16 protein-coding genes and 1 tRNA gene are annotated in these 14,880 nt (G+C 41.0%); 7 read left to right on the forward strand and 10 right to left on the reverse strand.

All coding sequences use genetic code 11. The features are described 5' to 3' along the window. Nucleotides 1-32: 32 nt before the first annotated feature. A tRNA-Asp gene (locus ABWU87_RS05630) sits at nt 33-106 on the reverse strand. A gap of 220 nt (nt 107-326) precedes the next feature. On the opposite strand from ABWU87_RS05630, the gene ABWU87_RS05635 reads away from it, so the two are divergent. Together ABWU87_RS05635 and ABWU87_RS05640 are read left to right on the forward strand one after the other, a co-directional pair. Further along, on the forward strand, nt 327-1,649 hold the full coding sequence (locus ABWU87_RS05635; protein ID WP_353334015.1) for a pyridoxal phosphate-dependent aminotransferase: 1,323 nt from the start codon (nt 327-329) through the stop codon (nt 1,647-1,649). 89 nt (nt 1,650-1,738) lie between these two features. Next, nucleotides 1,739-2,329 (forward strand): YqgE/AlgH family protein, encoded by a 591-nt coding sequence (locus tag ABWU87_RS05640; RefSeq protein ID WP_353334422.1) that lies wholly within the window; start codon nt 1,739-1,741, stop codon nt 2,327-2,329. Here the strand turns inward: ABWU87_RS05640 and ABWU87_RS05645 are convergent. The 5 genes from ABWU87_RS05645 to recR are packed head-to-tail and all read right to left on the reverse strand — an operon-like array spanning nt 2,321 to nt 5,615. Continuing rightward, complete coding sequence (locus ABWU87_RS05645; protein ID WP_353334016.1) at nt 2,321-2,854, reverse strand: GNAT family N-acetyltransferase; 534 nt, start codon at nt 2,852-2,854, stop codon at nt 2,321-2,323. The two genes, ABWU87_RS05640 and ABWU87_RS05645, sit on opposite strands and share 9 nt — an antisense overlap. Beyond that, nucleotides 2,851-4,041 carry a glycosyltransferase family 2 protein gene (locus ABWU87_RS05650; RefSeq protein WP_353334017.1) on the reverse strand — a complete coding sequence of 397 codons (1,191 nt, stop codon included), beginning with the start codon at nt 4,039-4,041 and terminating at the stop codon, nt 2,851-2,853. The genes ABWU87_RS05645 and ABWU87_RS05650 overlap by 4 nt, the downstream gene beginning before the upstream one ends. A gap of 8 nt (nt 4,042-4,049) precedes the next feature. After that, entirely contained in the window at nt 4,050-4,514 is a 465-nt protein-coding gene (locus ABWU87_RS05655; RefSeq protein WP_434533908.1) for a BT0820 family HAD-type phosphatase, read from the reverse strand. A gap of 5 nt (nt 4,515-4,519) precedes the next feature. Then, nucleotides 4,520-4,984, reverse strand: coding sequence for a hypothetical protein (locus tag ABWU87_RS05660; RefSeq protein ID WP_353334018.1), 465 nt, complete (start codon nt 4,982-4,984; stop codon nt 4,520-4,522). 13 nt (nt 4,985-4,997) lie between these two features. Then, on the reverse strand, nt 4,998-5,615 hold the full coding sequence (recR, locus tag ABWU87_RS05665; protein ID WP_353334019.1) for a recombination mediator RecR: 618 nt from the start codon (nt 5,613-5,615) through the stop codon (nt 4,998-5,000). Nucleotides 5,616-5,686: 71 nt separating this feature from the next. Here recR and ABWU87_RS05670 point away from each other — a divergent pair, with 71 nt between their 5' ends. The 5 genes from ABWU87_RS05670 to ABWU87_RS05690 all read left to right on the forward strand — a co-directional run bounded on the left by ABWU87_RS05670 (nt 5,687) and on the right by ABWU87_RS05690 (nt 11,230). After that, complete coding sequence (locus ABWU87_RS05670) at nt 5,687-7,144, forward strand: sodium:solute symporter (protein ID WP_353334020.1); 1,458 nt, start codon at nt 5,687-5,689, stop codon at nt 7,142-7,144. A gap of 2 nt (nt 7,145-7,146) precedes the next feature. Next, complete coding sequence (gene yihA / locus ABWU87_RS05675) at nt 7,147-7,752, forward strand: ribosome biogenesis GTP-binding protein YihA/YsxC (RefSeq protein ID WP_353334021.1); 606 nt, start codon at nt 7,147-7,149, stop codon at nt 7,750-7,752. 2 nt (nt 7,753-7,754) lie between these two features. Further along, a complete protein-coding gene (locus ABWU87_RS05680) occupies nt 7,755-8,366 on the forward strand; it encodes a lipocalin-like domain-containing protein (RefSeq protein ID WP_353334022.1) in 612 nt (203 codons plus the stop codon). Nucleotides 8,367-8,543: 177 nt separating this feature from the next. Next, nucleotides 8,544-8,858, forward strand: coding sequence for a hypothetical protein (locus tag ABWU87_RS05685; RefSeq protein WP_353334023.1), 315 nt, complete (start codon nt 8,544-8,546; stop codon nt 8,856-8,858). 71 nt (nt 8,859-8,929) lie between these two features. After that, the gene (locus tag ABWU87_RS05690; protein ID WP_353334024.1) at nt 8,930-11,230 is read left to right on the forward strand and encodes a TonB-dependent receptor; all 2,301 of its coding nucleotides are present in this window, start codon (nt 8,930-8,932) and stop codon (nt 11,228-11,230) included. A 127-nt stretch (nt 11,231-11,357) separates the two neighbouring features. On the opposite strand, the gene ABWU87_RS05695 is transcribed toward ABWU87_RS05690, so the two are convergent. From ABWU87_RS05695 to ABWU87_RS05710, 4 genes are all read right to left on the reverse strand, one after another. Next, nucleotides 11,358-11,897: a nitroreductase family protein gene (locus tag ABWU87_RS05695; protein ID WP_353334025.1), complete on the reverse strand. Its 540-nt coding sequence runs from the start codon at nt 11,895-11,897 to the stop codon at nt 11,358-11,360. A 20-nt stretch (nt 11,898-11,917) separates the two neighbouring features. Then, nucleotides 11,918-12,520: a riboflavin synthase gene (locus tag ABWU87_RS05700; protein WP_353334026.1), complete on the reverse strand. Its 603-nt coding sequence runs from the start codon at nt 12,518-12,520 to the stop codon at nt 11,918-11,920. A 480-nt stretch (nt 12,521-13,000) separates the two neighbouring features. Continuing rightward, nucleotides 13,001-13,483 carry a DNA-deoxyinosine glycosylase gene (locus ABWU87_RS05705; protein WP_353334027.1) on the reverse strand — a complete coding sequence of 161 codons (483 nt, stop codon included), beginning with the start codon at nt 13,481-13,483 and terminating at the stop codon, nt 13,001-13,003. A 299-nt stretch (nt 13,484-13,782) separates the two neighbouring features. Further along, nucleotides 13,783-14,358 (reverse strand): hypothetical protein, encoded by a 576-nt coding sequence (locus ABWU87_RS05710; protein ID WP_353334028.1) that lies wholly within the window; start codon nt 14,356-14,358, stop codon nt 13,783-13,785. Nucleotides 14,359-14,880 lie beyond the last annotated feature (522 nt).

Below are 14,880 nucleotides of genomic sequence, written 5' to 3' on the forward strand. Positions count from 1 at the left end.
TCTTTAATTGCCTTTCAAGCTTATTAACCTTGCGGTGCGTACGGGACTCGAACCCGTGACCCCATGCGTGACAGGCATGTATTCTAACCAACTGAACTAACGCACCAATTATTTCTTTTCGTTGCTTTCTCTCTCGATTGCGGTTGCAAAGGTAGTAGTTATTTTTAAACCTGCAATAGTTTTAAAGAATTATTTTTGATCTTTTTTAAACCAAATCTGATTACTAAGGGATTACGAAATACTTTTTTCTATGCCTGAAACAGCTGCTTGAAATTATTGCTATATTTGCAAGACATTAAAATAACAGACAAATAAAACATATAGAAATGAAGAATACCCCAATCGATTGCAAAATCATTGATGAAGCAATCAATGAGATGCATATCACCGATTTATCCAAAGCTACTATTCGTGAAGTAAAAGCCATTGCCGCCAAAGCAGAAGAAATATCAGGCGTGGAATTTATAAAAATGGAAATGGGGGTACCAGGACTTCCTCCTTCAGCTGTTGGAGTACAAGCCGAAATAGAAGCTTTGCAAAATGGAATCGCCAGCCTTTATCCAGATATCAATGGTTTGCCTGCACTTAAACAAGAGGCTTCCAATTTTGTAAAGGCATTTATCAATGTTGATATAAATCCGGAAGGATGTGTTCCGGTAACCGGTTCCATGCAGGGCACTTATGCATCGTTCCTGGTATGTAGCCAGTCTGATGAAAAGAGAGATACCATCCTGTTTATTGATCCCGGATTCCCCGTGCAGAAACAGCAACTGGTGGTGATGGGACAAAACTATGAAACTTTTGATGTATATGATTACCGCGGAGATAAGTTGCGTGGTAAATTGGAAAGCTACCTGAGCAAAGGGAATATTTCGGCTATTATCTATTCCAATCCGAACAATCCCAGCTGGGTATGCCTTAAAGAGGAAGAGTTGAAAGTGATTGGCGAGCTGGCAACACAGTACGATGTGATTGTACTGGAAGACCTGGCCTACTTTGCCATGGACTTCCGAACCGACCTGAGTATTCCTTATCAAACACCATACCAACCTTCGGTTGCCCATTATACAGATAACTATGTACTGCTCATCTCTGGATCAAAAGCCTTCAGTTATGCCGGACAGCGCATCGGTGTGACCTGTATATCCAATTCATTATACAACAGAACCTACCCAGGATTTGTAAAACGCTATGGAGGAGGGACTTTCGGAACAGTATTCATTCATCGCGTACTTTACGCACTTTCATCAGGCACCAGCCACTCAGCACAATATGCAATGGCTGCCATGCTAAAAGCAGCCAACGAGGGAAAATACAATTTCCTGAAAGATGTCAGCATATACGGTGAACGCGCTCATAAGTTAAAGGAGATATTCATTCGTCACGGATTCCATCTGGTATACGATAAAGATCTTGATCAGCCGGTTGCCGACGGATTCTATTTCACCATTGGATACCCGGGAATGAAAGGTTGCGAATTAATTAAAGAACTGATGTATTATGGCGTAAGTGCTATATCTCTTGATACTACCGGAAGTAAGCAAGAAGGACTTAGAGCCTGCACCTCTTTTATCAAGGACCACCAGTATGATCAGTTAGAGGAAAGAATGCAGTTATTTGAAAAAAACAATCCCATAAGCAAAAAATAACAGATAAACTCTTTGTAATGATAAAATTGTTGTTATATTAGGAGCTCGAATCCACGAGAATCTTAATATAACAACAATTCTATTTTATGATGGGAAAAGACCAAGACTATTTCAAAATTGAAACAAATCACGTATTGCCTTCGCGTGGAAAAATTCTGATTTCCGAGCCTTTTTTACGTGATTCTATGTTTGGCCGTTCAGTTGTTCTTTTGGTGGATCACACTAAAGACGGCTCAATGGGACTTATCATGAATAAGTTGTTGCCAATGAAACTGAACGATGTTGTAGATGAGTTTAAATACTTAGATGATATTCCTCTTTATAATGGAGGACCAATGGGAACAGACACACTATTTTATCTGCATACGCTGAAAAATATTGAAGGAGCGTTGGCTATAGGTGGAGGAATGTACCTCAACGGTAATTTCAATGAAATTAAAAAATACATACTGCAAGGAAATCAAATACAGGGTAATATTCGGTTTTTTTTAGGATATTCCGGATGGCAGGACGGACAGCTCGATCATGAAATTGAAGAGAACACTTGGATGATTGGAAAGGGAGATGCAGGTACTCTGTTGATTGATGAGATTAAGAATATGTGGAAAAAATCCTTAGGCAGTCTGGGCGGGAAATACGAAACCTGGTCCCGTTTTCCGATTATCCCTTCCTTAAACTAGATTGATTAGCTGCATAACAAAGGCATCCTCGTATCCATCCTTTCCTCGAAGCCACTCTTTCAATACCCCGGCCTGAATAAAACCGCACGATGAAAACAATTTTTGGCTTGCTTTATTTCTTACAGAGACATAAGCATACATTTGTTTCAGATGTAAGAAGTTAAAAGAATAATCAGTCAGTAACTCTAATGCCAGGCGAGCAAACCCTTGGCGGCGAAATTCGCTCTTAACGGCAATACCAACCCCTGCCCGCCCATGGATTGGGACAAAATCTGTCAGATCAATGGTTCCTACAACCTTATTATTCATCCGTTGTACTATCATCAAGCGTAACTGCTTATCAGCAAAAATATCACTCTGAGAAGCCTGAATATACTGTTTGAGCACATATCTGGAATATGGAACTGTAAAACTACTAACATCCCATGACTCAGGATCATTCTCCATTTCATACATCACATCAAGATCTTCAGGCTCGGGAGCACGAAGATATATATCATCATTGCTTAAATATCGATTGTTCATAAATAGCTATTTTGAGGAGTAACTAATATTCCGGTTTGCACAGAATAGATTCCTATTTCCACCCCCTTTACTGGAGCAAAGGAAATCAAACGAATAATTGTTTCATATGAAAAAGCGTCACTGTCATAAACAATGTGTGAAAAATCACTAGCCTGCAGAAGGAGGTCAAGATGTCCGTTGGGATGTGTCTGTTCATCAACCGCCAAAAAATGGTGATCACCATTGAGTTCGTTTTTTCGGCATAACTCTCTTACTTCTTGAAGCATCTGTTCATTACCAAGCACCAGAAAGCACTGATCCGATTTATTCTCCTTTGAATTGGATAATCCGACTATTTTCTTAAGCATTCGGTTCAAAAGTGCAACCAAGGCACGAAGGTAGATACCAGTCTTCACAGTACAAGAAAAGAGAACACTGTAATGTGGATAATGTTTTTTGAAGAAGATAACCATCGCCTCATAAAACACCTTCACATATTTAAATGAATCTTTTTTGGTACTTTCACCCTTATAATGAATTATAGGGAACGGAAGATAATAATTTTCGAAACCTGCCTGAGTGATGCGGTACGAAAGATCGATATCTTCTCCATACATAAAAAAAGACTCATCCAGCAATCCGCACTTATCGAGAGTAGATTTTCGCATCAGCATATAAGCTCCTGCCAGTACATCAATGCAATGTGACTCGTTTTCATCAAGATAACGAAGGTGATATTTTCCAAAACGAGTGGAATTAGGGAATAATCTGGATAACCCGGTAAACTTATAGAAAGAGGTCATTGGAGCCGGGAATCCCCGTTTACTCTCGGGCAGAAAGGTGCCATCACCAGTAACCATCTTCACTCCCACTCCTCCTGCGACAGAATGCGTATCCATAAAGTCCAAACAATCGACAATCACCTTCTCACCCACCACGGTATCAGGGTTAAGCAGCAGGATATATTCTCCTTTAGAGAGTGCAATAGCCTGATTATTGGCGCGAGCAAATCCTATATTTTCTTCATTTGCAATAAAATGCACCTGCGAAAAACGAGGCTTTAGGTAATCAAGCGACCCATCTGTGGAAGCATTGTCTACAACAAAAACCTCAACTGACAACTGATCAATAGCACGATATAACGAGTTTAAGCACAATTCTAGAAAGTACTTCACATTATAATTGACTATGATAACTGACAATTTCATTTCAAGAATTAATAATCTCCGTTCATACCGTCGATTGCCTCTCCGATCCGTAGGAATATATTCTTCTTTTTGCCTTTTCTGCGAGCTTTCCCTTTTGCATTCTCAGGCATATCAAAGCCACCACAACGGTAAGATCCGTTTTTTATCATCTGATAAATCACCCCCCAGTCGGGTAAGCCACCTAGGTTACGATCATCAATAAAGAGATCGGCTTTAAGTTTGCGGGAATATCCTTTGCCACGACCATGTTCTTCCGGGAAATCCTTGTTGGCTGCATAAAATTCCAGTCCCCGTTCACGACAAAACTCAATAGCTTCGTCAAGCAAACGACCTTCGCGCACTGTCCAGAGAATCAGTCTATGCTGATCATCCTGGAGTTTCTTTAATGTTTCGATGGCAAAGGGAATTTCTTTTCCAATCTGAGGATATTCATGCTCCACAATGGTGCCATCAAAATCAACTGCAATAATCATATTTACTACTCTTTATCTTCATTATTTGTAATCAGGTTCAATTCTTCACGCATCCGTTTTTCACCCGGCAGGCAGAACAGAGAGGCTGTAACTCCTATCAACGCGCAGAGTCCACCTACATTGCTCAACACCATATAAAAAATCATTATATTTAGATAGGTTGCCAATGCCAACAACATCAACCTGACAGTACTCCAACGCATATAGCGTTTTAGCGCCTCTTCCAAGGGAGCTGACTGAATTCTCTTGACCAACTTAATGCTGAACAGTTTCAGAGAAACCGGAACCAATGCCATGGTGGCAATGATACCTGTAGTCTCAAGCGCATACCTCATTGTATCGTCGTAAGCATAGGCTCCTTCCAGAATAACACCTGTTTGATATAATACCATTATAAGGACAGCTATTACAAGATATAACCCGTACTGAATTCGTAATTTTTTTATTGTCGCTTTTATTTGTGTTTCCATTTTCTGTTTTGTTTTATACTGTTCCTGTAAAAATAGTCCGGTTTGCAATCGAGCGCCCCAGTGTCACCTCGTCGGTATACTCCAGTTCATCTCCAATAGAGATGCCACGTGCAATCACACTTAGTTTCACATTGCTCTTTGCCAGCTTGCGAAAAATGTAGAAGTTGGTTGTATCACCCTCCATGGTAGAGCTAAGAGCCAAAATCACCTCACTCACCTCTCCTTCTTCCACTCGCTTTACCAGACTCTCTATTTGAAGATCGCTTGGCCCTACACCATCCATGGGAGAAATAACTCCGCCCAGTACATGATATAACCCTCTGAATTGCTGCGTGCCTTCTACTGCCATCACATCACGGATATTCTCAACCACGCATATAACAGAGGCGTCGCGCTGCGGATTGGAACATATTTGGCATACCTCTGTATCGGAAATATTGTGACACACCTTGCAGTATTTCACTTCTTTTTTTAGGGTCATAATTGCATTCCCAAAAGCCTCAACGGTCGATTGTTCTTGCCGTAAAAGATGGAGAACCAGCCTCATAGCCGTCTTCTTACCAATGCCCGGCAATTTGGCAAATTCACCTACAGCCTTCTCCAGTAAAGCCGATGGATATTGTTGATTCATAAATACATTTCTCTATAGTCTTCGCAAAGATAGAAAATAAATTCCTACCTTTGCGCATTCAAAAATAAAATATGAACAGTTATTATATATTGCTGACCATAGCTCTTTATTTCGGAATTCTGCTGATTATTGCCCGTCTCACGGGAAGAAAGGGTGGCAGCAATGCCGCATTCTTCAAGGGAGAGAATAAATCACCTTGGTATGTAGTCTCTTTCGGAATGATTGGCGCCTCAATCTCCGGAGTTACTTTTGTTTCGGTTCCCGGCATGGTAAGGGGTATAGACATGACCTACATGCAGACTGTTATTGGCTTTTTCTTCGGATATATGGTAGTGGCCCATCTGCTGCTTCCTCTTTACTACAAGCTTAATCTAACCAGTATCTATTCTTATCTCGACACACGTATCGGAAAGCGTGCATATAAAACAGGAGCTTCCTTCTTTTTACTCTCCAGGTTGGTAGGATCTGCGGCCAAGCTTTATTTGGTTTGTCTCATTCTGCATACTTACGTATTTCAGCAATGGGGAGTACCATTCTGGAGCATAGTGGTAGTTATAGTACTGCTTATATGGCTTTACACCAAGAAGAGCGGAATCAAAACGATCATTTGGACCGACACCGTGCTCACCCTCTGTCTAATTGCAGCACTGGTGCTTATAATCATTGAAACGACACAGATCTTACATCTTGATTTCACAGGGATGATTTCCACTATTAGCAATAGTGAACATTTCCGGATATTCGAGTTCGGCGACTGGCATAGCAGACAGAATTTCTTTAAGCAGTTTTTCAGTGGTATCTTTATCGTGATTGTAATGACAGGACTCGATCAGGACATGATGCAGAAGAACCTGAGTTGCAGAAACCTGAAAGAAGCACAAAAAAACATGTACTGCTATGGATTCTCCTTTATACCAGTAAACTTCTTATTTCTTTGCCTGGGTATCATGCTATTGGTGCTGGCACAGCGGTTGCAACTCACATTGCCCGCTCAGCCGGATGACATCCTTCCGATGTTTGCTGCTCAGGGATATATGGGGCCATCGGTTCTGGCTCTATTCTCAATCGGAATTATCGCAGCTTCGTTCAGTAGTTCGGACTCAGCTCTCACCTCACTTACCACCAGCTTTTGCGTGGATATTCTGAGAATTGGAAAAGATACTGAAGAGGTGGCCACCCGGAAAAGACGTCGGGTGCACTTCGGCATGTCGGCTGCCCTTGTATTGGTAATCTGCATTTTTGAACTGGTGAACAACAAGAGCGTAATCGATACGATATTCACCATTGCGTCGTACACCTACGGACCTCTGCTGGGCCTGTTTGCTTTCGGGCTCTTTACCCGTCTGCAACCTCGTGACAGATATGTACCTAACGTAGCAATTGCATCACCAATCATCTGTTATATAACCAGTGTGCTAACCGACAGACTGACAGGATATAAATTCGGCTACGAAATGCTGATGCTCAATGGCGCATTGACATTCGCCGGGTTAGCACTAATTTCAACAAAAAATAAACTAAAAGAATAAATATGGAAATCTCAAACGCAGAGTTCGTAATAAGCAATACAGACGTAACCAAATGCCCCAAGAGCACATTGCCCGAATATGCATTCATCGGTCGCTCTAATGTAGGAAAATCAAGTCTGATAAATATGCTTACCCAACGTAAAGGATTGGCTATGACCTCCTCTACACCAGGAAAAACCATGTTGATTAATCATTTTATCGTAAACAATGAATGGTACCTTGTTGACCTTCCGGGATATGGATTCGCACGCCGCGGAAAAGCCGGAATGGAAAGCCTGCGCACCCTGATTGAGGATTATATCCTGGAACGGGAGCAGATGACCAATCTTTTCGTTCTGATAGACAGCCGTCTGGAACCACAGAAAATCGACTTGGAATTTATGGAATGGCTGGGCGAAAACGGAGTCCCATTTTCCATCATCTTTACCAAATCCGATAAGCTGACTTCTGGTAAGTTAAAAGATAACATCAACCGTTACCTGAAAAAACTTCGTGATCAATGGGAGGAGCTTCCACCTTATTTTGTTTCATCTGCCGAAAATAGGTTGGGACGAAAAGAGATTCTGGATTATATTGAGAGTATAAATAATGGTCTTAAACAACAATAAAAATGAAGCGTAATATTATTTTCGTAGCAGCCATTCTGAGCGTGCTACTTTTTTCGGGTTCTGCAAGTGCCCAATCATTAGGTGATATTTTAAATAGCAAAAACGTTAACGAAGCTGTAAACAAAGTAAGCGGCGCCGTGGTAACAAAGCCTCAAAGCATTGTCGGTGTGTGGAAATACAAAGGTTCCGCCTGCGCTTTCGAAAGTGACAACATGGTAACGCAAATGGGGTCAAAGGTAGTTACCGACAAGATTGAAGAGAAAATTGATGGCTACTTTACACAAGCCGGATTCAAACCGGGAGCTAGCAACTTCATCTTCACCGCTGATGGAAAGTTTGTAAACACCGTTGGCAGCCAGAGATTCAACGGAAGCTATACATACAATAAGGCCAACGGGGCACTGGTACTGAACTATCAGCAACTCACTGTTAGCATCAACGGGAGTGTTAGAGTTTCAAACGGCGCCACTGCTCTACTTTTCGACGCGAATAAAATGATGAAGCTAATCGCTGCCATGAGCAAAGAAACAAGTGCTGAGGAGACTGTAAAATCAATCTCTACTATGCTCAACGAGTGTAAAGGAGTGAAAGTTGGATTTAAAATTGGAAAATAGTTCGCAATTCATAAGAACTATATCAATAATAATGTCCGGATAAAGAGTTTTTCTTCTTTTACCTCATTCCCAAAATAAAAATCGGTCGATACTTATGTATCCGGCCGATTTTTATTTTTAGACATTCTGTAATCAGATAATAAGCTCAAATATTACTTTTTTAATTAATTTTACGGCATGAAACTCTATTTGAGAAGACAGGCCGTTATAGCATGGATATTACTTTTTTCCATTGCTCCCATGGGAGTTGTGAAGAGCATTCATACCCATGAGGAAAAGGGAATTACCGCAACACACCATTGCGATCATTCTTCTTGTAATTGTGCTATTTGTCAGTTTCATCTGTTACCCTACGTAGCGCCTACCCTGCTTCAATTAACGGTTTATCTGGTTATGCACCACCAGGAAACAACAGAACGAACCCTCAGGGTGACAAAGGTTACACCATACTCCTATTTATTAAGAGCCCCTCCTTCTTCTTATTCTAAATAGAAATTATTATTGCTGTGCTCCAATTAATTTTAGGAGCATGGTGTTTTGTATATTTAAAATAAGAAACTATAATGAAAAAATATATCTTATGGGTTTCCTGCTTTATCTATGCCCTGCTTCCATGCATGGGTATGGAGCAAACAGGAAAACCAACCGACGCAAGCATTTTCGGGCATATTACCGATATAAAGACGAAAGAACATCTTGCATACATAAGCGTATCAATCAAAGGAACAAAAATAGGTACAACATCCGATGCTTCCGGACATTTCCTATTGGAAAATCTTCCGGAAGGAGATTGGATTCTCGAATTTAAATCTGTGGGCTACAAGACTTCTATCTTGAATGTTTCTGTGGTAAAAAAGAAGACCATCGAACTGGATATCGAACTTACTCCGGATCTGATTTCACTTGATGAAGTTGTTGTGAGCAGCAACAGAAATGAAACAGCAAAGCGACTGGCTCCTTCATTAATTAACATCCTAAATACAGAGTTATTCGAGGATACTCATTCATCCTGTCTGGCACAAGGACTCGATTTTCATTCGGGGGTACGCGTTGAAAACACCTGCCACACCTGCGGATCAGATCAAGTAAGAATTAATGGTTTGGAAGGCTCATACAGTCAAATATTGATTGATTCACGACCAATTTTCAGTTCATTGGCTGGCTTATACGGATTGGAACAAATTCCACAAAATATGATTGAACGAGTAGAAATTGTTAAAGGTGGCGGCTCAACTTTATTCGGTTCGTCAGCAATTGCCGGAACCATAAACGTTATTACAAAAGAGCCCACCAGAAGTTCAGGAGAGTTTTCCCATGATATTACTTCCATTGGTGGAACAAACTCATTCGACAATAATACCAGCCTCAATGCTTCCCTTGTTACTGACGACCGAAAAGCCGGTCTGATTATCTTCGGACAGAGTAGATATCGGGACGGATATTCCCGAAACAACGACGGGTACACTAATTTTCCGAAAATGAACATCAAAACCCTGGGGGTAAAATCTTATTTCAAAACTTCCGATAACTCGAAACTGTCATTCGAATATCATAATATAACCGATTACAGACGGGGCGGCAATATGCTTAGTCGTCCGCCACACTATGCAGATGTAGCAGAGGAAGCATGTCATTCCATCAATGGTGGGGGACTAAATTTCGACTTGTCAACTCTTGATCACAAGCACAAAATTAACTTGTACACCTCTATGCAGAGCATTTCAAGAAAGAGCTATTCGGGAACAGATCAAAACCCAGGAGGATATGGCAATACCAACGAGCGAACCTATGTAACAGGTGGACAGTATACCTACGATTGGGAAAAATGCGTCTTCTTGCCGGCCCAGTTCACTGCAGGTGCGGAATATATCTATGATAAACTGCACGACGAAATCTTGGGTTACAATCGTAATATTAAACAAACGGTTTATAGCGAAAGTGCATTTCTGCAAAATGAATGGAAAAATCAAACCTTTGGGATCCTTGTAGGAGGTCGAGTTGACAAACACAATATGGTAGGCCATCCAATCTTTAGCCCTCGCATCACCTTGAGATATAATCCAGATCTGAATGTGAATCTGCGTTTTAGTTACTCTACAGGATTCAGGGCTCCGCAGCTATACGATGACGACCTTCATGTTTCAGCGGTTGGTGGAGAGATAGCCACTGTACATTCGGCAACCGGCCTGAAACCCGAGAAATCAGAAAGCTTTAGCACTTCTGTCGATTTTTACAATACCATTGGAGAAGTGCCGGTAAATATCCGTTTCGAAGGATTCTATACCAACCTGAAAAATGTATTTGTGCTCAATGATATAGGAAAAGACAGCGAGGGAAATATCCTGAAAGAACGTTCAAACGGATCAGGAGCAAAAGTAATGGGAGTTACAGCTGAAGGGAAAGTAGCTTTCTCAACTATACTTAAATTCGAAGCCGGAGCAACATTACAAAGCAGCAGGTATAATGAAACTGAAAACTGGAGTGCAACTGAAGACCTCTCAACAAGAAAAATGCTTCGAACACCTGATTTATATGGCTACTTTACCTCCCGATTCACTCCCGTGAAAAGATTCGAGACTGCCATTTCGGGAACATATACCGGCAGTATGCTGGTTCCTCATGCAGCCGGCTATATTGAAAAGGATATTAATATAGCAACTCCCGGATTCTTCAACATGAATGTAAAGGTGAGTTATACATTCCCCGTCTATCATCAAATTGCACTTCAGATAAATGCTGGGGTTCAGAATCTGTTCGATGCCTATCAATCCGACCCGGACAAGGGAAAATTCCGTGATTCAGATTACATCTATGGTCCTGCCCTGCCGAGAAGCTATTTTGTCGGAGCCAAGATTAATTTTTAGGCCTGGAAAGCAGAAAATATAAATGAGCCATTTTCCACCTATTTAAAGGATTGAAAATAGCTCATTTTATTTAAAAAGTTACAAGTTTTTTCTTTTAACCTGGAGGAGGCAATTCTTGAAGGGTAGTTTAGTATTTGTTGTAAGAAACCACCTTTGATTTCTCCTTGCGAACTTTATCCCTTTTAGGCTTTAATGAATAACCAATTGTAATATCGAGCAGGAGCCGTTTCTTTTCCGGAATGCCGGCAAGCTGTTTCATCTTCTTCTCATCAAACCACCCCACCATACAGGAGCCCAGTCCCTCGCTTTCGGCGGCAAGAGTGATATGAGCCGCGGCTATTCCGAGGTCGATCAGCGGGAAATGTTTATTCTTCACCTTCCCACCTAGCATGGAAGTGATATTTGCTGATTCTTCCACTATAAGGATATGCACGGGAGCCTCTTTGGCAAACTTGTTCATTCCCATTCCGGCAGCCGCCTTCCCTATTTCTATGGAAAGCTCCCGGTCGGTTATCACCACAAACTTCCATGGCTGTGCATTGCAGGCCGATGGCGCCAGACGGGCCGCTTCGAGAATGCGGTCCAACTTTTCGGGTTCCACATCGCGTGTCATGTCATACGCCCGGTCGCTCTGACGTGATTTAACCAATTCCAGAAAATCGTTCATATTCTCCTGTTTTAGTTTGGTTACTTATACTGAATCATCCGGCTGATGTATTTACCGATGATATCGAATTCCAGATTGACGATAGTTCCCACCTGAATGGTATGAAAGTTTGTATACTCATAGGTGTAAGGGATGATGTTTACCTGGAATGTGTCGTCCGTAGGGTTGCACACCGTAAGGCTTACGCCGTTCACCGTAACCGATCCTTTGTCCACCGTGATGTACCCACGCTTCGCCATCTCCTTGTCGAATGTGTACTTAAAGGTGTATATCCAGCTTCCGCCCACTTCTTCCACAGCTAAACAGGATGCCGTCTGGTCTACATGACCCTGAACGATATGCCCGTCTAAACGTCCGTTCATCATCATGCTTCTCTCCACGTTCACCTTATCGCCCGGTTTCAGCAAGCCGATATTGGAACGATCGATGGTTTCCTTCATGGCAGTTACAGTATAGGTGTCGTCGGTCATGCTCACCACTGTCAGGCAAACGCCGTTGTGAGCCACGCTTTGGTCTATCTTAAGTTCGTTAACAAACGAGCACTTCATGGTAATGTGCAGGTTCTCGCGGTCCTTGACCACAGAAACTACTTCAGCATATTCTTCAATGATTCCTGAAAACATAGTCTTAAGTTATTAATGTTGCGGCGTAAAAATACAAAGAATTTACGAAAGGAGACGAAGGTTCGGGCGGATTAATTACGACAGATAAACAATCGTTGAGATAAGGACAAAAAAAAAGGGTCAACGCCTTGACCCAACCTTTTGTTAACCTTAAATCTAATACTATGAAAAACACAGTACAAAGGTACTGATTTTCAGAAAATCTCCAAATATTTTTCAAGGAAAAATCTGCTCAATAACATGATTTAATATTTGGATATCAAAAACGTTTATTTTCTTTAATATAAAAGTTCATTTTTAACTAAAAACAGTTGTTCGTTACAGATATTTATTCAGAATAAAAGATTCTATAAACATATAACAACATCACATCCCACATTCTAACAATATGCAAATAGAAATCAATAATAAAGTGGCAAACAGATTTTCTTATAGATATTTCAAAGCAACAATCCGAGGTAATTTATCGGCTAGTTATCATTAAAAAGAGAGTGCCTCTTTCCATTCTTTGAGTTTGGCTTCAAAGTTCTTTGCCGCGTTGGCCGGACTGGTTGAAGGCATCACCCGGTATTCCACTCCCGGAAGCTGGCCATGCACCTTCAGAAAATACTTATAACTATTCTGTCCGTTGAATATCAATATTCGTACGTTGGAATATCTTTGGAGCAATAAAGGGAAATCATTAAACGATTCATCCTTGATATTACTATCCAGACTCCCCTCACGCTTACAGGAAGCCAGAATATCCCACAACCCGACGCCGTGTTTTTGTGCCGTTGCAATTTTATCTTCGTAACCAGCCGGTTGGCGTCCATCTTCAAAAACAGAGAAAAGTATCTTCCAGAATTGATTTCTTGGATTTCCGTAATACTCGCTAAAGCGGAGCGAATCCACACTGGGCATGGTACCCACCACTATACGGGTGGTATTATTATCAACAACAGGTGAGAAACAACTAATCATCGGACAAGATTCAAAATTTTAAAATGCACTTTTATATTTTAACACAATTAACAACATCTGAGCAAATTATTAAATCATGTTATAAAACATAGTTTTTAAACCCAATTATTTGCAAATGTCTCCAAAAGCAGTACCTTTGCAATGTGTTTTTCATAGTATTAGATTTAAGGTTAACAAAGGTTGGAGTCAGGCGTGACTCCTTTTTTTTTGCCCTTAAACATGGGATAGATACAAAGTCCTTTTTATTCAGACCCATTATCAGATATACATCCCCCAAAACTTTTGCAGGTAAGCCGAAATCAGTTATGCGTTGGATTTGCAATGGTTACTTTTTCGTATTTGTATCCCAGGCGTTTTAAAGCTATGGAAACACCCACTTTGAACATAACTTTTACGGTACGTGCAAACACATAGAATGCATCAGGACTTTGGGGTTCGATATTCTCTTTCCGAATCATGGCGACCGCAGTCATGCCGCAATTTCTCATAAGCCCTTCGATCTCGGTAAACTCTTTCGATTCGATGTCTACCCCAAGCAATTCCTCGGCAATGTATTCGTCCATACAATCAAATCCACGGGGAGTGACGAAAGAGTTGTATAAGTCCACGTCATTCCTATACTTGTCCCACTCTTTATCCCAAAGAACAGCAATCCCCATTCCTAAATATCCGGCCCATGCAACCGATACGGTGGGATACTCTTGTATCTGCGGAACAGCATTCACCATGTACTCAGGTGCAATCTCATTCCATTTCTCATCCAGCTCCTCGGCAGTCAGCAGCTGGCCGTTCATCATTCCCAGCCCGGTGCAATACTGCACCAGTACCTCTGTCAATCTCTCCTCATACTTATCAAAATAAGCACTATTTTCCATTGTTACCTCTTTCTTTTTAAATGCAACTTCGCCCCATTCGACGAAGAGTGGTTTTTATTATATCTGTGCAAAGGTATTACATTTTTAAGTGGTTTTGCTAATATTTCACGCAGAAAAAGAGCATTGCAACCCAACCTTCCTATTTGAAAAAACGACATAAATCATTCTCGGATTAACCTAAGCAACATGCCGACATTCTACTTTATAGTCACAGTTGTATATATCAGCTTTACACCTGGCAGCAGCTTCTATATTATGTAGTTTTATAACAATAGCTCCCTCTTTGAATTGCGAAAGAATGTATCTAATTCAAGATCATTGTCGTAAAGATTGTGATGTTGTTCGCTTAAATTGCGAAAGAAAGTATTTGGCGCCCCATTTTTTAACTCTTTAAGCATTCCGCCACCAATCATTAAAACATGTTATAAAACATAGTTTTTAAGCCCAAATATTTGCAGATTTCCCCAAAAGACGTACCTTTGCAATGTGTTTTTCATAGTATTAGATTTAAGGTTAACAAAG

Origin of the sequence: Bacteroides sedimenti, assembly GCF_040365225.1 — a bacterium.
Classification (GTDB): Bacteria; Bacteroidota; Bacteroidia; order Bacteroidales; family Bacteroidaceae; genus Bacteroides; species Bacteroides sedimenti.